The 23,963-nt window shown below is 71.6% G+C and carries 16 protein-coding genes and 1 pseudogene; 13 read left to right on the top strand and 4 right to left on the bottom strand.

The genetic code is table 11. The annotated features are described in order from the left end of the window. Positions 1-71: 71 nt before the first annotated feature. Positions 72-1,682: an NADH-quinone oxidoreductase subunit NuoF family protein gene (locus CEB94_RS13715; protein WP_175432498.1), complete on the bottom strand. Its 1,611-nt coding sequence runs from the start codon at positions 1,680-1,682 to the stop codon at positions 72-74. After that, on the bottom strand, positions 1,679-2,947 hold the full coding sequence (locus CEB94_RS13710; RefSeq protein ID WP_175432497.1) for a ferric reductase-like transmembrane domain-containing protein: 1,269 nt from the start codon (positions 2,945-2,947) through the stop codon (positions 1,679-1,681). Before CEB94_RS13710 ends, CEB94_RS13715 begins: the two co-directional genes overlap by 4 nt. Before the next feature lie 468 nt (positions 2,948-3,415). Here CEB94_RS13710 and leuS point away from each other — a divergent pair, with 468 nt between their 5' ends. The 10 genes from leuS to CEB94_RS13660 all read left to right on the top strand — a co-directional run bounded on the left by leuS (position 3,416) and on the right by CEB94_RS13660 (position 15,816). Continuing rightward, the gene (gene leuS / locus CEB94_RS13705) at positions 3,416-6,295 is read left to right on the top strand and encodes a leucine--tRNA ligase (RefSeq protein WP_175432496.1); all 2,880 of its coding nucleotides are present in this window, start codon (positions 3,416-3,418) and stop codon (positions 6,293-6,295) included. 138 nt (positions 6,296-6,433) lie between these two features. Beyond that, complete coding sequence (locus CEB94_RS13700; RefSeq protein WP_175432495.1) at positions 6,434-7,240, top strand: hypothetical protein; 807 nt, start codon at positions 6,434-6,436, stop codon at positions 7,238-7,240. Positions 7,241-7,312: 72 nt separating this feature from the next. Next, entirely contained in the window at positions 7,313-8,158 is an 846-nt protein-coding gene (locus CEB94_RS13695) for a DegV family protein (protein ID WP_175432494.1), read from the top strand. Positions 8,159-8,277: 119 nt separating this feature from the next. Then, positions 8,278-9,390, top strand: coding sequence for a ComEA family DNA-binding protein (locus tag CEB94_RS13690; RefSeq protein ID WP_175432493.1), 1,113 nt, complete (start codon positions 8,278-8,280; stop codon positions 9,388-9,390). Then, positions 9,387-11,990, top strand: coding sequence for a ComEC/Rec2 family competence protein (locus CEB94_RS13685; protein WP_175432492.1), 2,604 nt, complete (start codon positions 9,387-9,389; stop codon positions 11,988-11,990). The genes CEB94_RS13690 and CEB94_RS13685 overlap by 4 nt, the downstream gene beginning before the upstream one ends. 4 nt (positions 11,991-11,994) lie before the next feature. Next, the gene (locus tag CEB94_RS13680; RefSeq protein WP_175432491.1) at positions 11,995-12,825 is read left to right on the top strand and encodes an arylamine N-acetyltransferase family protein; all 831 of its coding nucleotides are present in this window, start codon (positions 11,995-11,997) and stop codon (positions 12,823-12,825) included. 174 nt (positions 12,826-12,999) lie between these two features. Continuing rightward, positions 13,000-13,881 carry a YceI family protein gene (locus tag CEB94_RS13675; protein WP_175432490.1) on the top strand — a complete coding sequence of 294 codons (882 nt, stop codon included), beginning with the start codon at positions 13,000-13,002 and terminating at the stop codon, positions 13,879-13,881. A 38-nt stretch (positions 13,882-13,919) separates the two neighbouring features. Then, positions 13,920-14,165: a hypothetical protein gene (locus tag CEB94_RS13670; protein ID WP_175432489.1), complete on the top strand. Its 246-nt coding sequence runs from the start codon at positions 13,920-13,922 to the stop codon at positions 14,163-14,165. Between the two features lie 75 nt (positions 14,166-14,240). Next, entirely contained in the window at positions 14,241-15,230 is a 990-nt protein-coding gene (gene holA / locus CEB94_RS13665) for a DNA polymerase III subunit delta (RefSeq protein WP_179956571.1), read from the top strand. 190 nt (positions 15,231-15,420) lie between these two features. Beyond that, complete coding sequence (locus CEB94_RS13660; protein ID WP_175432487.1) at positions 15,421-15,816, top strand: nuclear transport factor 2 family protein; 396 nt, start codon at positions 15,421-15,423, stop codon at positions 15,814-15,816. A gap of 172 nt (positions 15,817-15,988) precedes the next feature. Here the strand turns inward: CEB94_RS13660 and rpsT are convergent, their stop codons facing one another. Next, positions 15,989-16,255 carry a 30S ribosomal protein S20 gene (gene rpsT / locus CEB94_RS13655; protein WP_175432486.1) on the bottom strand — a complete coding sequence of 89 codons (267 nt, stop codon included), beginning with the start codon at positions 16,253-16,255 and terminating at the stop codon, positions 15,989-15,991. Positions 16,256-16,496: 241 nt separating this feature from the next. Between rpsT and lepA the strand changes: the two genes are divergently transcribed. Further along, positions 16,497-18,365 (top strand): translation elongation factor 4, encoded by a 1,869-nt coding sequence (gene lepA, locus CEB94_RS13650; protein WP_175432485.1) that lies wholly within the window; start codon positions 16,497-16,499, stop codon positions 18,363-18,365. 265 nt (positions 18,366-18,630) lie between these two features. Further along, entirely contained in the window at positions 18,631-20,505 is a 1,875-nt protein-coding gene (locus CEB94_RS13645) for an AMP-dependent synthetase/ligase (protein WP_175432484.1), read from the top strand. A 266-nt stretch (positions 20,506-20,771) separates the two neighbouring features. Here the strand turns inward: CEB94_RS13645 and CEB94_RS13635 are convergent. Further along, positions 20,772-21,638 (bottom strand): annotated as a pseudogene (locus tag CEB94_RS13635) (HAMP domain-containing protein); the annotation flags it as partial. 102 nt (positions 21,639-21,740) lie between these two features. Here CEB94_RS13635 and CEB94_RS13630 point away from each other — a divergent pair. Further along, positions 21,741-23,963, top strand: coding sequence for a SpoIIE family protein phosphatase (locus CEB94_RS13630; protein ID WP_175432483.1), 2,223 nt, complete (start codon positions 21,741-21,743; stop codon positions 23,961-23,963).

The following is a 23,963-nucleotide window of genomic DNA, read 5'->3' as shown; positions in this document are numbered from 1 at the left end:
GTGTACGTCGCCCGTGTGTCGCCCTGTGTGCTCACGGCGGGCTCCCACCGGGGAGCCCGCCGTGCGTGTGCTCAGCGGCCGAGAGCGCGGCGGCCGCGGCCCTGGGAGAGGACCGGAAGGTTGCGGGCCGGCGCGCCCTGCGCGCGTGCCTCCTCGATGCGCAGCGCCAGCGCCGGGCAGCGGCGCACCGCGCGTAGAGCCTTGGCCTCGGCGTACCGCGGCACCTGAGCCTGCGCCACCGTGGGGAAGCCGTCGGCGCCCAGCTGGAACACCTCGGGGAGGATGTCCGCGCACAGTCCGTGGCCCCGGCACAAGGTCCAGTCGACGTAGATCTTCTGACGGCTGGGGCCGTTCTCCTCGGACTCGCCGCCGCCCGGGATGCCCGTGGGGGCCCTGCCGCCCTCGAAGAGCGGCAGAACGCCCTCCACGGGCCGTCCGCAGCCGTTGCCGAGGACGTGGGCGGCCAGGTCGTCCGTGAACGCCTTGATGGTCGACTCCAGGAACATCGCGGAGCCGTCCGGGTGCGAGCACGCGCCGCGCCGCTTCACGTTCTTGGCGACCTGCTTTAGCGCCTCCAGGGCGGCCGGTCCGCCGCCGTTGAGGATGTCCTCCAGGCCGCGCGCGGCGGCCGGCAGGCCGAGGTAGCAGGGGCCGCACTGGCCGGCGCTCTCCTCGGCCAGCCACTGGGCCACCCGCAGCGACTCGCCCAGGGGACAGGTGTCCTGAGTGATCGGCAGAATCGCGCCGGCACCGAGCGCGCCGCCCACCGCGTCCAGGGAGTTGCGGGAGACGATCGCCTCGTTCACCGTCGCCGCGTCGATCCACTTGCCGTGGTAGCCGCCGGTGAGCACGCCCTGCGGCACCGGCGGCGCGCCGGCGAGCTGCAGGACGTAGCGCAGCGGCACGCCCGTGGGGACCTCGATCACCATGGGGCGGGCCACCGCGCCGGAGACCGTGAGCATGACGGTGCCCGGCTCGTCGTACAGACCGGTGTTGCCGTAGCGCTCGGGGCCGATGCGGGCGGCGATCGCCAGCTGGGCGAAGGTCTCCGCGTTGGACAGCAGGGTGGGCGCGCCGCCGACGCCGTTCTGCGAGGCACTGACCTTGCGGCCGGGCGGGACGGCCGGGCCGCCGTCGATCGAGCGGACCAGCGACGCGGCGGCGCCGGTGACCATGCGGACCGGGTTGCGCTGCACACGGGCGCGCAGTGCCGACCGGCGGCCGTTGCTGAGGCCGCGTTCGGCGAGCGCGGCCTCCATGGAGCGCTGAGTGGACTCACGGGTGACCCCCACCACGAGCGTGCGGGCACCCAGGGCCTCGGCGCACAGCAGCGCGCCGTCCAGGATCAGATGCGGGGCACGGTTGATGAGCACCGTGTCCTTGCGGCAGGCCGGTTCGTCCTCGCTGCCGTTCACGACGACGACCGGCCGGACGCCGCGCTTGATCGCCGCTTCGGCGACCGAGCGCAGCTTCTTGTGGAAGGGGAAGCCCGCGCCGCCGCGGCCCTTCAGGTTGATGCGTTCGGCGAGTTGTGCGAGCTGCTCGCCGCCCATCGGCTCGAGCGGCCCGTGCACCTTGAGGTGCATGGGCAGATCGAGTCGATCGACAAGGTCGAAGCCCGACGTGAGCTGAGGAAGGCCGACTACGCGGACTTCGGGTACGTCGGGCAGGGCCTCGTTCACTTAAAGCCTCCGGAAGGCGTGTTCCAAGGTTCGCCCGATCCCGGTGCGTCGAAGTCATAGGACGCACCGGGCGTTGAATCAGTGGCGGGACCGCTGTTGTACGTGTCGTTCGGGTAGTACGTGTCGTAGGCGGCATTCGTCTCACCCGTGTCGTACACGTCACTCGATCCGTAGCCGGAGGCGCCTGGATTGCCATAGGCCGGGATGCTTTGTCCGGTGTCTTGCAGGGGGTCGTAGGGCGGGATGTTGAAGCCTGTGTCCTGGAGCGGGTCGTAGGCCGACGGCGGGGCCTCGCCGACCGGCGGCGGGGACGGGATCGGCCAGTTGCCCGAGGTGCTGGAGGGGCCGTCCACGGTCGGGAGGGTCTCGGTGGGCTGCATGTCCAGCGGCAGCTGCATGCTGGTGGTCGGCCCCGGCGCGAAGGCCTGCTGGCCCTGGGGAGGGGCCGAGACGGCCCGGTAGGCGGCGGCGAAGCCGTTCGCCGGCTCCTTGGCCGCGGGACGTTCCGCCCTCTCGTACAGCGGCCCCGACGGGGACGCCGAGGGGCGCGCTGTCGCCTCCCGGCCTTCGAAGCCGGGCAGCCCGTAGCCGCCGCCCGCCCGGGCCCGGCTCTCCTCAAGGTCTCTGCGGCCCTGGCCCTCACCCGGCCCGATCAGTGAGGCGATCTTGTCGGAGACCATGCGCTTGACCTGGCGCGGAGCCGCGCGCAGGGCGAGGGCGCCGGCCACTCCGGCCAGGGACAGGCAGTACAGGACGATGAAGACCGGCTTGGCCGTGCGACCCGCGTAGAGGCCGTGCACGAGGGCGGCGCACCAGGCCGGGTAGGCCAGCATGTGCATGGCTCGCCAGCGGGCGGCGACGGGTGCGGGGGACGCGAAGCGGTTGCGCAGCGCGCCGGTGATGCCCACGAAGATCATGAGCATGCTGGCCAGCGTGCCGAGTCCGACGAGGAACGACCGGCCCATGATCTCGTCGTTGCCGCCGGTGAGGAGGAGCCCGAAGGGGATGAACACCGCGACCCACGTGGTGTGGGCGAGCGCCAGTTTGACCCCGATGTGCACCAGCAGGAAGACGATCGAGGCGACGGCCGTGCTCCGGTGCACGGCCTGCGCCAGGATGCGCCTGCGGGCGTCCAGGAGGATCCGGTCCTGGGCGACCAGGCCCCAGATCACCGAGCAGGTGAGGAACACGAGAGACAGCACGCCCGCACCGAAGTCGAGGAACTCGGCGAACGTGTCGTCCACCGTGGAGTCGTAGTTCGTCACGGCCGGCCTCCCCACATCCCGGTGACCGGGTGTAGTGGGGTGTTACTGCGATGAGGGTTCATGGGGGCAACTCCGAGCGGTTCGGGAAAGCAGCGGTCCCGCTGCCGAACTCTAAGCGGAGCCATACCGATGGGTACGAGGTTTGAGTTATTGCGCTGTTATCAAAGGACAATGTGGCTGTTGTGATGTCCCTTAGTAGCTGTTACGCGAAGTAACCGTTGACCTTGGTTCAGCTTTTCGGGCACCGAGACGGGCCCCGGAAGCGCGTCGCGACGCGTTGAGGGCCTGCGGTACCCTAACGCCATGCGTGCCGTACGCCTTCTGCTTAGCGGGCCGCGCTGATCAGTCCCGGCCGCCGGGTGAGTCGAGTGGCCGGAATCAGCGCGGCGTCCCCTCCTGTGCGAGGGGATTTTTCGTTTCTCGAACCCGACAGCCGCAGGCAGAGACGATCGATGGAGCTTTGAGATCATGAGCGAGACGAACCCCGCCGCCGCCTCCGAGGTGGCGGCGCCGCACCGCTACACGGCCGCCATGGCCGCCGAGATCGAGGCACGCTGGCAGGACTTCTGGGACGCCGACGGCACCTACGCCGCGCCCAACCCGACGGGTGACCTGGCGGGAGACCGGGAGACCATCGCCCGGCCCAAGAAGTTCATCATGGACATGTTCCCCTACCCCTCGGGCGCGGGCCTGCACGTCGGGCACCCCCTGGGCTACATCGCCACGGACGTGTTCGCCCGCTTCCAGCGGATGACCGGCCACAACGTCCTGCACACCCTGGGCTTCGACGCCTTCGGCCTGCCCGCCGAGCAGTACGCGGTGCAGACCGGCACGCACCCGCGCGTGTCCACCGAGGCCAACATGGAGAACATGAAGTCCCAGCTGCGCCGGCTGGGTCTGGGCCACGACAAGCGCCGCTCGTTCGCCACGATCGACCCGGACTACTACAAGTGGACCCAGTGGATCTTCCTGCAGATCTTCAACTCCTGGTACGACCACGACGCCCGGCGGGCTCGCCCGATCGCCGAGCTGGTCGCCGCGTTCGAGTCCGGTGAGCGGCCCGTACCGGGGCACACGCGCGCGTGGGGCGAGCTGAGCGCCGCCGAGAAGGCCGACGTCCTGGGCGAGTTCCGGCTGGCCTACGCCTCCGACGCGCCGGTCAACTGGTGCCCCGGGCTGGGCACCGTGCTGGCCAACGAGGAGGTCACCGCCGAGGGCCGCTCCGAGCGCGGCAACTTCCCGGTCTTCAAGGCCAAGCTGCGCCAGTGGAACATGCGCATCACGGCCTACGCCGACCGGCTGCTGGACGACCTGGACGCGCTGGACTGGCCCGAGGCCATCAAGCTGCAGCAGCGCAACTGGATCGGCCGCTCCGAGGGCGCCCGCGTCGACTTCCCCATCGACGGCGAGCGCATCACCGTCTTCACCACCCGCCCCGACACCCTGTTCGGCGCCACCTACATGGTGCTGGCGCCCGAGCACCCGCTGGTCGAGAAGTTCACCCCGGCCGCCTGGCCGGAGGGCACCCACGAGCTGTGGACCGGCGGCCACGCCACCCCCGGTGACGCCGTCGCCGCCTACCGCGCCCAGGCCGCCTCCAAGTCCGACGTGGAGCGGCAGGCCGAGGCCAAGGACAAGACCGGCGTCTTCATCGGCGCCTTTGCCACCAACCCGGTCAACGGCGAGCAGGTCCCGGTCTTCATCGCCGACTACGTGCTGATGGGCTACGGCACCGGCGCGATCATGGCCGTCCCGGCCGGCGACCAGCGCGACTTCGAGTTCGCCCGCGCCTTCGAGCTGCCGATCCACTGCATCGTCGAACCGACCGACGGCCGCGGCACGGACACCTCGACCTGGGAGAACGCCTTCTCGTCGTACGACGCGAAGATCATCAACTCCTCGAACGACGAGGTCAGCCTGGACGGCCTGGACGTCGCCGAGGCCAAGGCGCGCATCACCGAGTGGCTGGAGCGGTCCGGCGTCGGCGAGGGCACCGTCAACTTCCGGCTGCGCGACTGGCTGTTCAGCCGCCAGCGCTACTGGGGCGAGCCCTTCCCGATCGTCTACGACGAGGACGGCATCGCCCACGCGCTGCCCGAGTCGATGCTGCCCCTGGAGCTGCCCGAGGTCGAGGACTACTCGCCGCGCACCTTCGACGCGGACGACGCCGACACCCAGCCCGAGACCCCGCTGTCGCGCAACGAGGACTGGGTCAACGTCACGCTGGACCTGGGCGACGGACGCGGCCCGCGCCCGTACCGGCGCGAGACCAACACCATGCCCAACTGGGCCGGTTCCTGCTGGTACGAGCTGCGCTACCTGGACCCGCACAATTCCGAGAAGCTGGTCGACCCCGAGATCGAGCAGTACTGGATGGGCCCGCGCGAGGGTCAGCCGCACGGCGGTGTCGACCTGTACGTCGGCGGCGCCGAGCACGCCGTGCTGCACCTGCTGTACGCCCGCTTCTGGTCCAAGGTCCTGTACGACCTGGGGCACGTCTCGTCCGCCGAGCCGTTCCACAGGCTGTTCAACCAGGGCATGATCCAGGCCTACGTCTACCGCGACAGCCGCGGCATCGCGGTGCCGGCCGCCGAGGTGGAGGAGCGCGACGGCGCGTACTACCACCAGGGCGAGAAGGTCTCCCGGCTGCTGGGCAAGATGGGCAAGTCCCTGAAGAACGCGGTCACTCCGGACGAGATCTGCGCCGAGTACGGAGCCGACACGCTGCGCCTGTACGAGATGGCCATGGGTCCGCTGGACGTCTCCCGGCCGTGGGACACGCGCGCGGTGGTCGGCCAGTTCCGGCTGCTGCAGCGGCTGTGGCGCAACATCGTCGACGAGGCGACCGGCGAGGTGACCGTCGTCGACGCCGAGCCCGGCGAGGAGACGCTGCGCGCCCTGCACAAGGCGATCGACGGGGTCCGCGGTGACCTGGAGGGCATGCGGTTCAACACCGCCATCGCCAAGGTCACCGAGCTGAACAACCACCTGACCAAGGTGGGCGGGGCCGTGTCCCGCCCGGTCGCAGAGGCCCTGGTGCTGATGGTCGCGCCGCTGGCCCCGCACGTCGCCGAGGAGCTGTGGCGCAGGCTGGGGCACACCGACTCGGTGGTGCACCAGGACTTCCCGGTGGCCGACCCGGCGTACGTGGTCGACGAGACCGTGACCTGCGTCGTGCAGATCAAGGGCAAGGTCAAGGCGCGGCTGGAGGTCGCGCCGTCGATCTCCGAGGACGAGCTGGAGAAGGTGGCGCTGGCGGACGAGAAGGTCGTCGCCGCGCTGGGCGGGGCCGGCATCCGGAAGGTGATCGTGCGGGCGCCGAAGCTGGTGAACATCGTTCCGGCGTAGCCGCCAGGGCGTACGGATCGCTCTCGGGGTGGTCCCCTACGGGCAGGTTCGGGGTCTTTCTGGAACTCCGGACCTGCCCGTTGCGTTTACCGTTGAAGAGCGACGCGAGGCGCCGTGACGTCCTGAGGAGGAGCCCTTGTGGAAGCAGTGATCGCAGTCTTCGCCCTGCTCTTCGTGCTCTTTCTCGGGCTCGGGGTGTACGCCACGGTGAAGGTGGTCGGCGCCGCCAAGCGCGGCGTGGACCGCGGCATCACCCAGGCCCGCCGCACGGTCGAGGACCACACACTGCGCGCCAAGTCCTTCGCCCAGCCCGGCGCCGCGGGTGAACTCGCCCAGCTCCGGCTGAAGCTGCGCACCTCGATGCGCGCCACGCAGGACGCGCTGAACGCGGCCGTCGCCGAGGACGAGCCCCTGAAGGAGTCCCTCGGCCTCTTCGAACGACTCAGTGCGCACGGCCACGAGCTGGACGACGAGCTCAAGCGCCTGGAGTCCGAGCCGGACCGCGCCGCGCTCACCGAGCGGCTGCCCGCCCTGCGCGAGCGCACCGAACGCATCACGCATTCGGCGGACTCGCTGCGCTGGGCGGCCCGGGACCGGGCCCACCGCTTCGCGGACGACGACCTCGACTCGCTCAGCGCCCAGATCGACCTGGAGTCCGGGGCGCTGCGGCACTGGACGGCTCCGGAGCCGCAGTCCGCGTCCTCGCAGCAGTCCGGGTCCTCACAGCAGACAGCGTCCCCCCGGCAGCCGGGCTCACCGCCGCAGCCCGCGGCGCCGCCATGGCCCGAGGCGCCCGCCGCCGACGCCGCCACGGCCGGGCAGACCTGGTCGGACACCGCGCGATCGGGCTCCGCGCAGGAGCCGGCACGGCCCGCCATCACGCCGCCGGGACCGCGGCAGACCTACCCCTGGCAGAAGAAGCCCCGTCCCGAGAGCACCACTTGATCCGGGCACTGGTGCCGCAGGGCGCGGGGGCCGGGCTGCCGTATGGGCGCTACGGCAGGTAACCTCCAGCTCATGTCCCGCCATGTCGCGATCGTCACCGATTCAACGGCCTACCTGCCGACCCGGACGATGGAGCGCCACGGCATCACAGCGGTACCCCTGACCGTGGTCCTGGGCGACCGGGCGCTGGAGGAGGGCACCGAGATCTCGACCCGCGCCCTCGCCCAGGCTTTGCAGAAGCGGCGCCCCGTGACGACCTCGCGGCCCGGTCCAGCGGTCTTCGAGGAGACGTACCGCAAGGTCGCCGAGTCCGGTGCCACCGGCATCGTCTCCCTCCACCTCTCCGCCGAACTCTCCGGCACGTACGACGCGGCCGTCGTGGCCGCGCGGCAGGCGCCGGTGCCGGTGCGGGTGGTGGACACCGGCATGATCGCGATGGCGCTCGGGTTCTGCGCGCTCGCCGCGGCGCAGGCCGCGGAGTCGGGCGGGACGGTGGACGAGGCCGTCGCAGCCGCGGAGAAGAGGGCCGCGGGCACCTCCGCCTACTTCTACGTCGACACCCTCGACTACCTGCGGCGCGGCGGCCGTATCGGTGCCGCGCAGGCCTTGCTGGGCTCGGCGCTCGCGGTGAAGCCGCTGCTGCAACTGACCGACGGCCGTATCGAACCGCTGGAGAAGGTGCGGACCGCGTCCAAGGCGATCGCCCGCCTCGAGGAGATCGCGGCCGACCGTGCGGGCAGTGCCCAGGTGGATGTCGCCGTTCACCATCTCGCCGCCCCGGACCGGGCGTCGGCCCTCGCCGACCGGTTGCGGACACGGGTGTCCGGGCTGGCCGATCTGCATGTCAGCGAGGTCGGGGCGGTGATCGGGGCGCATACGGGGCCCGGGCTGCTGGGAGTTGTGGTTTCGCCCCGGTGAACGTTGCTGTTGGTCTCCGGTCGCCCGTGTGAGGGGCGGAGTTATCCACAACCGGGGGATCGTCCCCGGGAATCGACCAAGATCATCGCGAGTGGGGCGAGGTGGCCGATCCTCGTCGCATGGCACTTCGATCACGTTCACGCACAGCGACCGCGACCAGTGGGCCGGGCCGTGGACCGGCGTCCGACGGGCGCGTCCGTCATCGCCGGCGCCCGCCTGTCGCGCGCGGACGGGCCGGGCAGCGTCATGCCTCGGCGGAGGAACTTCGGCGACGCGCGGAGGTGTTGTTCGGCGAGCACACCGGGTCCGCCGGGTCACCGGGGCGGGCCGAGCCGGTCGAACGGGCCGGGGAGCGGCGGGAGTCGGGGCAGGGACCGCCGGGTTCCGTCGATGCCGAAGAGGCCCGGCGAGGTCCGGCCGCCGAGGGCGCTTGCGCCGAGGTGGAGGGCGGGGACGGTCGCGCGGCGGAGGGAGTCTGGCGGGAGCGGGCCGGGCTCGCGCTGCGGGAGCGCATGCCGCTGTGGGTGCAGGCCAGGTGTGGTCTGGAGCGGCGCAGTGTGCTGGCTCTGACGGTCGTGCTCGTCGTCGCGGCGGGGTTCGCCGTGCAGCACTTCTGGGCAGGCCGCACGCAGCCCGTGCGGCCGCCGGAGGTGGTGCGGGCGGCGGTGCCCTACGGGGAGCGGCAGGAGAGCGGGCAGGCCGGGGAGGAGCGCGGCCCGGGCGCTGCCGGGGTGCCTGCCGGCGCTTCCTCCGGTGCTTCTGCCGGGTCCGCGAAGGCGGGGGCGGCCGCGATCGTCGTGGACGTCAGCGGAAAGGTCCGTGAACCGGGGATCCACCGGCTGCCCGCCGGCTCGCGGGTGGCGGACGCGCTGCAGGCGGCGGGCGGGGTGAAGCCGGGCACCGACACCGACGGCCTCAACCGTGCCCGGTTCCTCGTGGACGGCGAGCAGGTGATCGTCGGGGGACCGGCCCCCGCTGCGGGCGGTACGGCTCCAGGTGGCCCGGCCGGTGCTGCGGCGGGTGGGGCGGCCGCACCGGCGGCTCCGGTCTCCCTCAGCACGGCCACCGCGGACCAGCTCGACACCCTGCCGGGTGTCGGCCCGGTGCTGGCGCAGCACATCATCGACCACCGCACGCGGCACGGCGGCTTCCGATCCGTGGACGAGCTGCGCGAGGTGAACGGCATCGGCGACCGCCGCTTCGCCGACCTGCGCGATCTCGTACGGCCATGAGGAGCCTCCCCGACCCGTCGGGGCGGCAGGACGAGGCCGCGTCCGGGCTCCGCCCCGCCCGGTCGTCCGTGCACGCTTCCTCCGGCACCCGTCTCGGCACGGCCCGTCCACGCCAGGAGGGCCCGACGGACCTGCGGCTCGTACCACCCGCCCTCGCGGCCTGGGGCACGGCGGCGCTGGTGCTGGACGCGGCGCCGGAGTGGGTGCTCGGCATCGTGATCGGCTGTCTGGCAGCCGTCGGACTGCTGCCGCTGGCCCGGCGGCACCGGGTGGCGTCATGGCCGCGAGCCTCGGCCGCCGCCCTGCTGCTGTGCGTCGCCGCGGCAGCCGCCTCGGCCGGGCTGCACGGGGCGGATCTGCGCCGGGGGCCGGTGCCCGGCCTGGCGCGGGAGTACGCGACGGTGACCGCCGAGGTCGAGCTCACGTCCGACCCGCGGCTCACCCGGCCGCAGGTCCGGGGCGATCACATCGCTCCCACGGCCGTGCTGGTCGACGCCGAGGTGCGGCGCGTCCAGGAGGCGGGCGGCACGGCGGTGACGACACGGACGCCGGTGCTGATGATCGTGGACGTGGAGGCCCCTCCCGGTCGGGCCGCCGGTGGGCGGGGGCGGTCACCCTGGCTCGGCCTGCTGCCGTCGACGCGGCTGCGGGTCGGTGCGCGACTGGCGCCCGCGATGACGGGCGGCGGCCGGGTCGCGGCAGTGCTGCGGGTGCGGGACCAGGGCGGACCGGAGGTGGTGGGAGAGCCCTCGGCGCCGCAGCGGCTCGCCGGGCGGTTGCGTGCCGGGCTGCGGGAGGCGACCGACGGACTTCCGGCGGACGCTCGGGCGCTGCTGCCGGGGCTGGTTGTGGGGGACACCTCCCGGATCACCCCGGAGTTGGAGGAGGCGTTCAAGGAGACCGACCTCACGCACACGTTGGCCGTGTCCGGGGCCAACTTCACGATCCTCCTCGCGCTGCTGCTCGGGCCGCCGGGTCTGGCGCAGCACGTCGAGCGGCGGGGACTCGCGCCTCGGCTCGGTATCTCGCTGCGCGGGACGGCGGTGCTCGGGGGTGCGCTCTCGCTCGGGTTCGTCGTCGTGTGCAGACCGGAACCGAGCGTGGTGCGGGCCGCGGCCTGCGGAGCCGTGGCCCTGCTCGCCCTGGCGACCGGCCGCCGGAGGTCCATGATCCCGGCGCTGGCCACGGCGGTTCTGCTGCTGGTGCTGTACGACCCGTGGCTGGCGCGCAGTTATGGGTTCCTGCTGTCCGTCGTGGCGACCGGTGCCCTGCTCACGCTCGCGCCGCGCTGGAGCGCCGGCCTGCGGCGGCGCGGGGTGCCACCGAGGGCGGCGGAGGCGCTGGGCGCCGCCGCGGCCGCGCAGGCCCTGTGCGCGCCCATCGTCGCGGTGCTGTCGGCGCGGGTGAGCCTGGTGGCGGTGCCCTGCAATCTGCTCGCGGAGTTCGCGATCGCGCCGGCGACCGTGCTGGGGTTCGCGGCGCTGGCCACGGCGCCGGTGGCGATGCCGGTGGCCAAGGCCCTGGCGTGGTGCGCGCACTGGCCCGCCGCGTGGATCGCGCGGATCGCAAGGACCGGGGCGGCGCTGCCGGGCGGGGGAGTGGACTGGCCGGGCAGTTGGACGGGTGCGGTGCTGCTCCTGGCCGTGACCCTCGTCGTGGTGCTCGTCGGACGGCGGCTGCTCGGGCATCCCTGGTGGTGCGGGGTCTGCGGAGTGCTGCTGGTCGTGGTGGTCGTGCAGCCGCCGCCGCTGACCCGGGTGGTCACGGGCTGGCCGCCGCCGGGCTGGCGGCTGGTGATGTGCGACGTGGGGCAGGGCGACGCCCTGGTGCTCGCGGCGGGCGAGGGGACCGGCGTGGTGGTGGACGCGGGACCCGACCCGCGGCTCGTCGACCGCTGTCTGCGCGAACTGGGCATCAGCAGGATCCCGCTGGTCGTGCTCACCCACTTCCACGCCGATCACGTGGCGGGACTGCCCGGGGTGCTGCGCGGGCGGGTGGTGGGCGCGATCGAGACGACGGGGTTCGAAGAGCCCGCGGACCAGGCCGCGTTCGTCCGGAGGCTGGCGGCTGAACGGCGGATTCCTGTAACGCGGGCAGCGGCCGGGGAGCGGCGGCGCACGGGGGAGTTGTCCTGGCAGGTCGTGTGGCCGCCGCCCAGCCCACCTCCGGACTCGTCTCCGGGCACGCCCCCAGGTGCGTTTCCGGGGGTGCTCCCGGCCCACCCGGCCCCGGAGGGACCGAACGACGCCAGTGTCGCCATGCTGGTCCGCTCGGCCGGGCTGCGCCTGCTGCTCCTCGGAGACCTGGAGCCCCCGGCGCAGAGGGCACTGGCGCGATCACCGGCGGCCGAGGCACTGGAGGGTGTGGACGTGCTGAAGGTCGCCCACCACGGCTCCGCCTACCAGGACCCGGGCCTCATGGGCCGGGTGGCCCCGCGGCTGGCCCTCATCTCCTGCGGCGAGGACAACTCGTACGGGCACCCGGCGCCCGGCACCGTCGCCGCTCTGCGTGCCGGGGGAGCGGCGGTGCTGCGGACGGACCGGGACGGCGCGCTCGCGGTCGTGGGAGGGGGCGGAGAGCTGAGCGTGGCGCGAGACTGAATGCATGAACTCAGCACAGGTTGATGCCTATCTCCGCCGACTCGGAGTCGAGCCCCCGGCGTGGCCCACCGTCGACGCGCTGCGCGAGCTGCACCTGCGTCATCTGCAGACCGTGCCGTTCGAGAACCTCTCGATCCATCTGGGCGAGGAGATCGTGCTGGAGGAGAAGCGGCTGCTGGACAAGGTGGTGGGCGCGCGGCGGGGCGGGTTCTGCTACGAACTCAACGGATCCTTCGGGGCGTTGCTCGCCGCGCTGGGGTACGACGTGGCGCTGCTGGCGGCGCGGGTGTACGGGGACGAGGAGCGGCTAGGGATCCCCTACGACCATCTCGCGCTGCGGGTGCGGACGGTGGACGGGGGCGACTGGCTGGCCGATGTCGGGTTCGGGGCGCACAGCCACCTTCCGCTGGCGTTCGGGGACCGGGGAGAGCAGGAGGATCCGGGCGGCACGTTCCGGATCGTCGAGGCCGGGCCGGACGCGGCCGGAGTGCGCGGCGGGCACGGCACGACGGAGGCGGCGGACCTGGACGTGTTCCGGGACGGCAGACCGCAGTACCGCCTGGAGGTGCGGCCGCGGGCGCTCGGCGACTTCGTGGCCGGGGCGTGGTGGCACAGCACGTCGCCGGTGTCGCATTTCACGCGGTCGCTGGTCTGTTCGCGGGTGACGGAGGACGGAGGCAGGATCACGCTCAGCGGGCGCGGGCTCACCGTGACGGCGGCCGACGGGACGCGGGAGGAGCGGGAGTTGGAGACGGACGAGGAGGTACTCGGGGTGTACCGGGAGCGGTTCGGAATCGGGCTCGACAGGGTGCCGGCCCTGCGAAACCCCGCGTAGAAGTCAATTCCGGCCACACGGGGCTACTCGTGCGTAGTACCAGCACATCTGCTGGATTCCCGTGATGTGGTCCCGTGTTGCCTCGAAAGCCTCACTGGTGGTCGAATGCGTCTTCGGCAAGGTGTGATCAACAGTGATCAACAGGCGATTTCGAGTGACCCAAGGGAGTCGTGGATGATCGGCCGCTGGCGGGGAAGCCGCACCCCTCGGGTGCAACGGACGAGTCCCCTGGCCGCGGTGCCGACACCGCCGAGCGCGGGGGTGCTGGCCTGCCGGGTGCTGGACCCGGTCAACGAGCCGGTCAGGCACGCGGAGTTCGCGGTCACGGACGCCGTGGGGCGGCCGGTGGTCAGCGGGGGAGCGGACCCGTACGGGTCGTTCGTGACGACGGTGCCCGCGGGGGAGTACCGGCTCGCGGTGTCGGCGGAGGGCTACACGCCGTACCGGGCGACCACACAGGTCGCCGAGAACGCGCTCGCGTCGCTCGGGGACGTGACGCTGCAGGTGGCCCGGCCGCCGGAGCTTCCCGACGCCGGTGACTGGGAGATCGAGTCGGCGCACTCCTCCATCGGCTTCACCGCGCGGCACATCGGACTGGCCCGGATCCACGGGCGGTTCACGTCGTTCGCGGGGGTCATACGGGTCGCCGACCCGGTGGAGGCGTCGGCGATGCACGTGGTGATCGACGCGGCGTCCATCGACACCAACATGAGGATGCGCGACGACCATCTGCGGTCGGCGGACTTCCTGGACGTCGGGAGGTTCCCGACGCTGGAGTTCTACAGCGAACGGTTCGTGCACAAGGGCGGGAACCGGTGGGCCGTGACGGGGGCGCTGTCGCTGCACGGCGTGACACGGACGGTCACGCTGGACACGGAGTACCTGGGGCTCGGCAACGGCATGGAGGGCGAGGCGCGGGCGGCCTGCCGGGCCACGACCGAGCTGCACCGGGACGACTTCACCGTGAGCTGGCAGACCATGCTGGCGCGGGGCATCGCGGTGGTGGGGCCGAGCATCAGGGTCGACCTCGACGTGCAGGTCGTCCGCAAGGGCTGAGCGACCGGGCCGCGACGCGGTGTCGGACAATGTCCGGCGTGAGTGATGTGCGACATGTGCTGGTGCTGCCCGACCGTGATGCCGCGGAAGAGGTGGTGGAGGCGCTGCGGGAGCGGTTCGGGGTCGCCGAGGAGCCGCAGCTGGTGCGGGACGCGCTGGCCGGCGAGGACGATGCCGAGGACGCGCAGTGGCTGGTCGTCCTGCGGGACGAGGACGGGCGGCTGGATCCCGGGGAGCTGGACCGGCTGGCCGGTGAGTGGGAGGGCTGGCGGGAGGAACCGTAGGCACCCGGTCTTCCACGTGCGTACGTCCCGGTCCGTCGGGGCCGGCTGTCAGTGGCGCGTGGGATGCTTGTCGCGATGGCCAGGAAGACTGTGAATGACGACGCCCTCGCCCCGCTGACGCTCGCCGTGGGCCAGGAGGACCTGCTCCTCGACCGTGCCGTGCAGGAGGTGGTGGCCGCCGCGAAGGCCGCCGACGCCGACACGGACGTGCGGGATCTGGCCTCGGACCAGTTGCAGCCCGGCACGCTCGCCGAGCTGACGAGCCCGTCGCTCTTCGCGGAGCGCAAGGTCGTGGTCGTACGCAACGCGCAGGATCTGTCGGCCGACACGATCAAGGACGTGAAGGCGTATCTCGGCGCCCCCGCCGAGGAGATCACCCTCGTGCTGCTGCATGCCGGCGGCGCCAAGGGCAAAGGGCTGCTCGACGCGGCGCGCAAGGCGGGGGCGCGTGAGGTGGCCTGCCCGAAGATGACGAAGCCGGCGGACCGGCTGGCGTTCGTGCGGAGCGAGTTCAGGACGACGGGGAGATCCGCCACGCCGGAGGCCTGCCAGGTGCTCGTCGACGCCATCGGCAGCGATCTGCGGGAACTGGCCTCGGCGGTGTCGCAGCTGGTCGCGGACGTCGAGGGGACGATCGACGAGGCGGTCGTCGGGCGGTATTACACCGGGCGGGCCGAGGCGTCGAGCTTCACGGTCGCCGACCGGGCGGTCGAGGGGCGGGCCGCGGAAGCCTTGGAGGCGTTGCGCTGGTCGCTGGCGACCGGGGTGGCGCCGGTGCTGATCACGAGTGCGCTCGCGCAGGGCGTCCGGGCGATCGGCAAGCTGTCGTCCGCGCGCGGGGGCCGGCCGGCCGATCTCGCGCGGGAGCTGGGGATGCCGCCGTGGAAGATCGACCGGGTCCGGCAGCAGATGCGGGGCTGGACTCCGGACGGGGTGTCGATCGCCCTGCGGGCCGTGGCCGAGGCGGACGCGGGGGTGAAGGGCGGCGGCGACGACCCCGAGTACGCGCTGGAGAAGGCAGTGGTCACGATCGCCCGGGCAGCCCGCTCCAGGGGCCGGAGCTAGTCGGTCCCAGGCTTTTCAGCCACCGGCCTGGACGGCCAGTCTGGCCAGCCGGGCCCGGGCCGGTTAGAGCTCCCCCATCCCCGGCAGGTTCCGCTCGCTGTGCCGTGATCGAGTCGCCCTCCTCCTGCCGAAGAGGAGAATCGGGTGTATCAGCCGTACGTCGCCAAGTGACGGAGAGGTGGCGAAGGACATGGCTGAACACCCGCACGCTGCGCTGGTCCGCAAGGGATTCGAGGCCTTCTCGCGAGGTGACATGGACACCTTGCGGGAGATGATGGCGGGGGACGCCACCCACCACGTGCCCGGCAATCACCCGTTGTCGGGCGACTTCAAAGGGGTGGACTCGATCATCGAGATGTACGAGCGGCTCGGCGCGGAGACCAACGGGACGATGCGCGCCGAGCTGATCGGCATCTGTGTCGACGGTCGCGGTCACGTGGTCGGGATGAACCGCTTCACGGCCGAGCGCAACGGCAAGACCCTCGACGACACCGGCTGCATCATCTTCCGGATCGTCGGCGACAAGGTCACCGACCTCGACGAATGCGTCGAGGACATCGACAAGAACAACGAGTTCTGGTCCTGAACAGGCCGAAGGCCGGGTGCCTGCCCATGGGGAACAGGAGGGCACCCGGCCTTCGGTTCAAGCTGCGGGATCCGCGCCCGCGTGGCGAACGCAGGCCGCGCGCGGATCCGAGGGGTGCCGGACGGGAGCGGATGAGAGGGCCCGCTTGATTCCCTCCGGCGTCACATCAGTGTCAGCCCTTGAGCGCGGCGACCTTCTGAGCCAGCGCAGACTTCTTGTTGGCAGCCTGGTTCTTGTGGATGACGCCCTTCGAGACGGCCTTGTCGAGCTGACGCGCGGCGACGCGCTGGTACTCGGTGGCCTTCTCGGCGTCACCCGCGGCAGCAGCCTCACGGGCCTTGCGGATCGCGGTCTTGAGGGAGGACTTGACGGCCTTGTTGCGCAGCCGCGCCTTCTCGTTGGTCTTGATCCGCTTGATCTGGGACTTGATGTTCGCCACGAATGAGCCTTCTCAGGTTCTGGCACGAGAGCGCACGGACACCGCACGATTCCCGTACCGGGTGATTTCTTGAGGTCGTGCCTCCTGCGAGAGGGCATGAGGCACAGCCACCCAGGCTACCAGCGGCCCCTCGCGCGGCCCAAACCCGTCCGTGGTCCCCACCCATGGGACCATGGAGGCTACGTATCGATCCGACCCGAGACCGCAGACACTGCGGACGCCTCAAGAATCAGGACCCTGCGTGCCCGCGACCCCCAGCCACGTGCCCGAGCCGAGCCGTACCGATCCGGCTCTGATCCGCAACTTCTGCATCATCGCGCACATCGACCACGGCAAGTCCACGCTCGCCGACCGGATGCTCCAGCTGACCGGAGTGGTCGAGCAGCGGCAGATGCGCGCCCAGTACCTCGACCGCATGGACATCGAGCGCGAGCGTGGCATCACGATCAAGTCACAGGCGGTGCGTCTGCCGTGGGCCCCCACCCATGACAAGAACGACACGCACATCCTCAACATGATCGACACCCCGGGGCACGTCGACTTCACCTATGAGGTCTCCCGGTCGCTCGCGGCCTGCGAGGGCACCGTGCTCCTCGTCGACGCGGCCCAGGGCATCGAGGCCCAGACCCTCGCCAACCTGTACCTGGCGATGGAGAACGACCTCAAGATCATCCCTGTGCTGAACAAGATCGACCTGCCGGCCGCCCAGCCGGAGAAGTTCTCCGAGGAGCTCGCCAACCTCATCGGCTGTGACCCCGACGACGTGCTGAAGGTCTCCGCCAAGACCGGCCTGGGCGTCGAGGCGCTGCTCGACAAGGTCGTCGCCGAGGTCCCGGCCCCGGTCGGCGTCAAGGACGCGCCCGCCCGCGCCATGATCTTCGACTCCGTCTACGACTCCTACCGCGGTGTCGTGACGTATGTACGAGTCATCGACGGGCAGCTCAACAAGCGCGAGCGCATCCGGATGATGTCCACCAACGCCACCCACGAGCTGCTGGAGATCGGGACGAACTCCCCCGAGATGCTCTCCGCCGACGGGCTCGGCGTGGGCGAGGTGGGCTACCTCATCACCGGCGTGAAGGACGTCCGCCAGTCCAAGGTCGGTGACACCGTCACCAGTCAGTCCAAGGGGGCCGAGGAGGCGCTCGGCGGCTACAAGGACCCCAAGCCCATGGTCTTCTCGGGCCTGTATCCGCTGGACGGCTCGGACTACCCCGAGCTGCGCGAGGCCCTGGACAAGCTCCAGCTCAACGACGCCGCGCTGGTCTACGAGCCGGAGACCTCCGCCGCCCTCGGTTTCGGCTTCCGTGTCGGCTTCCTCGGCCTGCTGCACCTGGACGTCATCCGGGAGCGGCTGGAGCGCGAGTTCGGCCTCGACCTCATCGCCACCGCGCCGAACGTGGTGTACCGCGTCCTCATGGAGGACGGCACCGAGCACATCGTCACCAACCCCAGCGAGTTCCCCGAGGGCAAGATCTCGGAGGTCTACGAGCCGGTCGTGCGGGCCACCATCCTGGCGCCCAGCGAGTTCATCGGCTCGATCATGGAGCTGTGCCAGACCCGGCGGGGCACCCTGCTCGGCATGGACTACCTGTCCGAGGACCGCGTCGAGATCCGCTACACGCTCCCGCTCGCCGAGATCGTCTTCGACTTCTTCGACCAGCTGAAGTCCAAGACCCGCGGCTACGCCTCGCTCGACTACGAGCCCACCGGTGAGCAGACCTCCAGCCTGGTCAAGGTCGACATCCTGCTGCACGGCGACAAGGTCGACGCCTTCTCGGCGATCACGCACAAGGACGCGGCGTACGCCTACGGTGTGCGGCTCGTCGCCAAGCTGCGCGAGCTCATCCCGCGGCAGGCCTTCGAGGTGCCCATCCAGGCCGCCATCGGCTCCCGGGTCATCGCCCGCGAGACCATCCGCGCCATCCGCAAGGACGTCCTCGCCAAGTGCTACGGCGGTGACATCTCCCGCAAGCGGAAGCTGCTGGAGAAGCAGAAGGAAGGCAAGAAGCGGATGAAGATGGTGGGTTCCGTAGAGGTTCCGCAGGAGGCCTTCATCGCCGTCCTGTCGAGCGATGACAGCGCGGGGTCGGGCAAGGGCAAGAAGTAATCACGGATTACCGCGGGTCACACCACAATCCGGGTAGAACAGGGGCTCGTCGTGCGAAAGTGCGGCGGGCCCCTGTGCGCACGCGGGGTAGCTCTTAGTACGAAGTGACAGGCCGCGGACCCTTACGCAGGGGCCGGTCGCCCTTTACTCTGATCCCTGCTCGATAGTTACTCGCGAGTTAAACAACGGCTCGTGACCTGCACCTCGTGAGTGAAAACCAGCCGCACCTGAGCCAGCCGCACCGTCGCGGGCCCCGGAGGATGTCGTGAGCGACACACAGACCCTGATCGAGAACCGTCCGCCGTCCGTTGCGGGCCTCTTCCTGGAGCGCGTGGCGGCCACGCCGGACGCCGAGGCCTATCGGTATCCGGTCCCGTCGCCCGCGGGCCAGGGGCCGGACGAGTGGAAGTCGCTGAACTGGGCGCAGGCCGCCGAGCGGGTCTACGCCATCGCGGCAGGCCTCATCGAGCTGGGCGTGCGGCCCGAGCAGCGCGTCGCCCTCGCCGCCGGCACCCGGATCGAGTGGATCCTCGCCGACCTCGGCATCATGTGCGCCGGCGCCGCCACGACCACGGTGTATCCGCAGACCAACGCCGACGAGTCCGCGTACATCCTGTCGGACTCCGAGAGCCGGGTGCTGATCGCGGAGAACGCCGAGCAGCTGGCCAAGGCCAAGGAGAAGCGCGCCGAGCTGCCCGAGCTGACGCATGTCGTGGTGATCGACGCGGCCGGTGTCGAGACCGCCGACTGGATCCTCACCCTGGACGAGCTGGAAAAGCGCGGCACGGCCCGGCTGGAGAAGGACCCCGACCTGGTCAGGGAGCGGGTCGGCGCGATCACCAAGGACCAGCTGGCCACCCTCATCTACACCTCCGGCACCACCGGCCGCCCCAAGGGCGTGCGCCTGCCGCACGACAACTGGTCGTACATGGCGAAGGCGATCGCCGCGACCGGGCTGGTCAGCACCGAGGACGTGCAGTACCTGTGGCTGCCCCTCGCGCACGTCTTCGGCAAGGTGCTGACCTCCGGGCAGATCGAGGTCGGGCACGTCACCGCCGTGGACGGCCGGGTCGACAAGATCATCGAGAATCTGCCGGTGGTGCAGCCGACGTACATGGCGGCCGTGCCCCGCATCTTCGAGAAGGTCTACAACGGCGTGGCCGCCAAGGCCCGCGCGGGCGGCGGCGCCAAGTACAAGATCTTCCAGTGGGCGGCGGAGGTGGCCCGCGAGTACGCGAAGGTCTCGCAGGACAACTTCCGGCGGACCGGGACCGCGTCCGTGCCGTTCGGGCTGGGTGCGAAGCACAAGGTGGCCGACGCGCTGGTGTTCGCCAAGATCCGCGAGGCCTTCGGCGGGAACCTGCGGGCATGCGTCTCCGGCTCCGCCGCGCTCGCACCGGAGATCGGCTACTTCTTCTCGGGCGCCGGCATCCACATCCTGGAGGGCTACGGCCTGACCGAGTCCTCGGCGGCGTCCTTCGTGAACCCGGGCGAGGCCTACCGCACCGGCACGGTCGGCAAGCCGCTGCCCGGCACGGAGGTGCGGATCGCGGACGACGGGGAGATCCTGCTGCGGGGCCCGGGCATCATGGAGGGCTACCACAATCTGCCCGACAAGACCGCCGAGGTGCTGGAGTCGGACGGCTGGTTCCACACCGGGGACATCGGGGAGCTGTCGCCCGACGGGTACCTGCGGATCACCGACCGCAAGAAGGACCTCATCAAGACCTCGGGCGGCAAGTACATCGCCCCGGCGGAGGTCGAGGGGCAGTTCAAGGCGGTGTGCCCGTACGTGTCGAACATCCTGGTGCACGGGGCCGACCGGAACTTCTGCACGGCGCTCATCGCGCTGGACGAGGTCGCGATCACCGAGTGGGCCAAGGACAACGGGCTCGAGGGGAAGCCGTACGCGGAGATCGTCGCCGCGCCGGTGACCGTCGAGATGGTCGACGGGTATGTGAAGCAGCTCAACGAGGGGCTTCAGAGGTGGCAGACCATCAAGAAGTTCCGTCTTCTGCCGCGTGACCTCGATGTCGAGCATGGTGAGATCACGCCGAGCCTGAAGCTGAAGCGGCCCGTTGTGGAGCGGGAGTACAAGCATCTGATCGAGGAGATGTACGACGGGTCTCGCGAGGCGTAGGGGGGCGGCGGGGGCTGTGTGGCGGCTGGCGGGCCCGCTGTGGCTCGTCGCGCCCACGCGGCGGAGCCGCACATTGATACAGCCCCGCGCCCTAACCACGTTCCCCTGCTCGGCGTTTTGAGGTCCTGGATCTCCGTCCTCAGGCGTTCCACCTCTCTTCCTTTGCGGTGGAGGTCCAGGAAGACGCTGACCTTGGCCCTGAGGACCCAGGGGTCGAAGGGCTTGGTGGGGGGCCGGCGGCGCCGGTCGCGTAGCCGCGGAAGGCGGACGTTCGTCGTCAGGCGCTTCCAGGTGCCGTAGACGCCCTCGACCCGGGCCTGGCCGCCGAGCTGGCCCTCGGAGCCGACCTCGCGGGCCACGCGGGATACCTCGTCGGCGAAGGCGGACAGCTGGTCGACCATCGTGTTGACGGTCAGCTTCAGCTCCAGCAGCTCGCCGGTCGCCTCCACCGTGACCGTGCGGGTCAGGTCGCCGCGCGCCACCGCCGCGATGTCCCGCACCTGGGCCGTCAGCCGCGACGCCATGGTGTTGACGGCCTCTGTCACGTCCCGCCAACTGCCCGACAGCCCCTGCACCTTGGCCCGGCCGCCGAGCCGCCCCTCGGTGCCGACCTCGCGGGCGACCCGCGTCACCTCGCCGGTGAACAGGGACAGCTGGTCCACCATCTTGTTCACGGCCCGGCCCAGACGCCGCAGATCGCCGCGTAACTGCCGCGTCCCGTCGTGCAGATCGACCCGCTGGGTCAGATCGCCGCCGGCCACCGCGTCCAGCACGCGGGTGGCGTTCGCCGCCGGGGCGACCTGGGCGTCGAGCAGCTGGTTCACGTCGTTGACCCGGGACGTCCACAGGCCCTGGCCCGGGCTGGCCGAGAGCCGCTCGTCGAGCCGGCCGTGGCGCACCAGCTCCCGTCTGACGCGCTGCACCTCGGAGGTGAAGTGGACGCCGCGGTCCATGATCTGGTTGAAGACCGAGGTGAGTTCGGCCACCATCCCGTGGCCGGATTCCGGCACCTTGGTGAAGTCACCGTCGCGTGCGGCTGTCATGGCGGCGAGCAGGGGACGCAGATCGGATGCACGAATCTGACCGTCTTCGTACCGGTCTTCGACCACAGGAGTAGCACTGTTCTCACTCATGGCGGCCCACTTCGGTAACTCCGCGCTTATGGGCGCGGTCAGTCTGTCACTCTGTCGGCATCGACTGTGGCGTATTCGTACGAACTGCCCGGGGAGCTGTCCATGGGGGCCATTCCGACGCAACGGGAGACCGCTTCCCGTGCCTCAGAGGCGCCTGCACACGCTGGGGAGACGCCCGTGCCCGTCCAGGAGGGGCCCGTTTCCGAGGAGCCCGCACCCACTGCGGAGGCGCACGCGCCGAAGGATGCGCGGGCGCGCGCGACCCTGTCCGGCAGCTGCCTCGCGCCGGGCGCCGCCCGCGCCCTGGTGCGCGCGGCGCTCACCGAGTGGGCCGGGCTCGCCCTGCCCGGCGCCGGGCACCTCACCGACCGCCTCGCCGACGACGCCGCGCTCGTCGTCAGCGAACTCGTCACCAACGCCGTCGTACACGCCGGCACCGACGTCGAGATGGAGTGCCGGCTGGAAGGCGGCGACGCCCCGGACACGGCCGCGCTCGTCGTCGAGGTCTGCGACCACCATCCCTCGCGCGCACCCCGCGGCAGCGAGCCGGAGACACCGCACGACACCCCCGAGTACGGGCGTGGCCTGCGGCTCGTCGGCGCGCTCTCCGAGGCGTGGGGGATCACGTACCGCACGGGCCGCAAGACCGTGTGGGCGCGGCTGCCCGCCGGGGGGTGCGCGGCGGGCGAGCAGATCGAGGCCTACGCCGGGGAGCACACGCTGGCGCGCGGCCTGCGGGTGGCGCAGATCCTGGCGCCCGAACCGCGCCCGGGCGCCGAGGTGGGGGAGGCCGTACGGGCCTGGCGTCGCGGGGGAGAGCCGTGGGACCTGCGTGAGGGCGGAGAGACGTGGGACTCGCGGGAGGGCGGAGAGGCACGGGACTGGCCCGACTTACGGGAGGACGGTGGTCTGCGTGACTGGAACGACCTCCGGGACTGGCGGGACCGGCTCGAGAACCGCGACGGACGCGACGGGCCCGACGGCGCCTGGCTCGGCCGCGGCGCCCTCTCCTTCCTCGCCGAGGCCTCCGACCTGCTCGCCGGGCAGCTCGACGAGGATCTGGTCGCGGCCCTCGCCGGGCAGCTGATCGTGCCCCGGCTGGCCGACTGGTGCGCGGTCTGGCTGGAGGACGAGGCCACCGGCGGCGGCTGGAGCGGCGGAGCCGGCCTGGGCGGACCGCGCCTCGCCCGGGTCTGGCACGGCAGCGAGAACCGTATCGAGGAGTTGCGCCGCACCCTGGAGAAGGAGCCGCCGCAGCCGTTCGACCCGACAGGGGCGTCCCCCTTCGAGCGCGGCCGGGAGCGGGGAAGGTCCGGGCCCGTCGACTACCCCTGGCCCGGTGAGGCGCTCGGTGACGGCGAGCCCGGCTCGGCCCTCGCATACCGGCTGGTCGCCGGGGGACGCCCGCTGGGCACCCTCGTCATCGGGCGCTCCGGGACGGCCGGCTTCCCCGACGAGATCACCGGCCTCGTCGAGGACCTCAGCCGCCGGGTGGCCCTCGCCATCGGCGCCGCCCGCCAGTACGCCCGCCAGGCCACCATCAGCGCCATCCTCCAGCGCGGACTGCTGCCCGGCGCCGTGGCCGAGATCCCCGGTATGCGCAGCGCCCTCGTCTACGAGCCGTGCGACAAGGGCGGGCCGAGCGGCGACTTCTACGACCTGTTCCCGGCCGGCGACGGCCGCTGGTGCTTCGCCGTCGGCGACGTCCAGGGCAAGGGGCCCGAGGCGGCCGTCGTGATCGGCCTCGCCCGGCCCTGGCTGCGGCTGCTGGCCCGCGAGGGCTACCGGGTCGCCGACGTCCTCGACCGCCTCAACCAGCTGCTGCTCGACGACGCCACGGAGGCCGCGGACGCGGCGGCCCGGGCGCTGGTGGCGGCGGGCGCGCGGCCGACCCCGCCCGGCGACGGTCCCCAGACGCGCTTCCTGTCCCTGCTCTACGGCGAGCTGGCGCCCTTCGACGGCGGCGTCCGCTGCACCGTCGCCTCCGCCGGGCACCCGCTGCCGCTGCTGCTCGGGGCGGGCGGCGAGGTCCACACGTGCGCACAGCCCCAGACCCTCCTCGGCGTCGTCGAGGACGCCACCTACACCAGCGAGACCTTCGAGCTGCGCTCCGGCGACACGCTGCTGTGCGTCACCGACGGGGTGACCGAGCGCCGCTGCGGCTCCCGCCAGTTCGACGACGGGGACGGGCTCGCGGCGGCGCTGGCCGGGTGCGCCGGGCTGGACGCGGAGCTGATAGCCGAGCGTATCAAACGGCTGGTGCACGAGTTCGGGGCACGGCCCCCGGCGGACGATCTCGCCCTGCTGGTGCTCCAGGCGGACTGA

Source organism: Streptomyces hawaiiensis (genome assembly GCF_004803895.1).
Classification (GTDB): domain Bacteria; phylum Actinomycetota; class Actinomycetes; order Streptomycetales; family Streptomycetaceae; genus Streptomyces; species Streptomyces hawaiiensis.
Note: the sequence above shows the minus strand (reverse complement) of the source record. Positions and strands in the feature narration are given on the sequence as shown.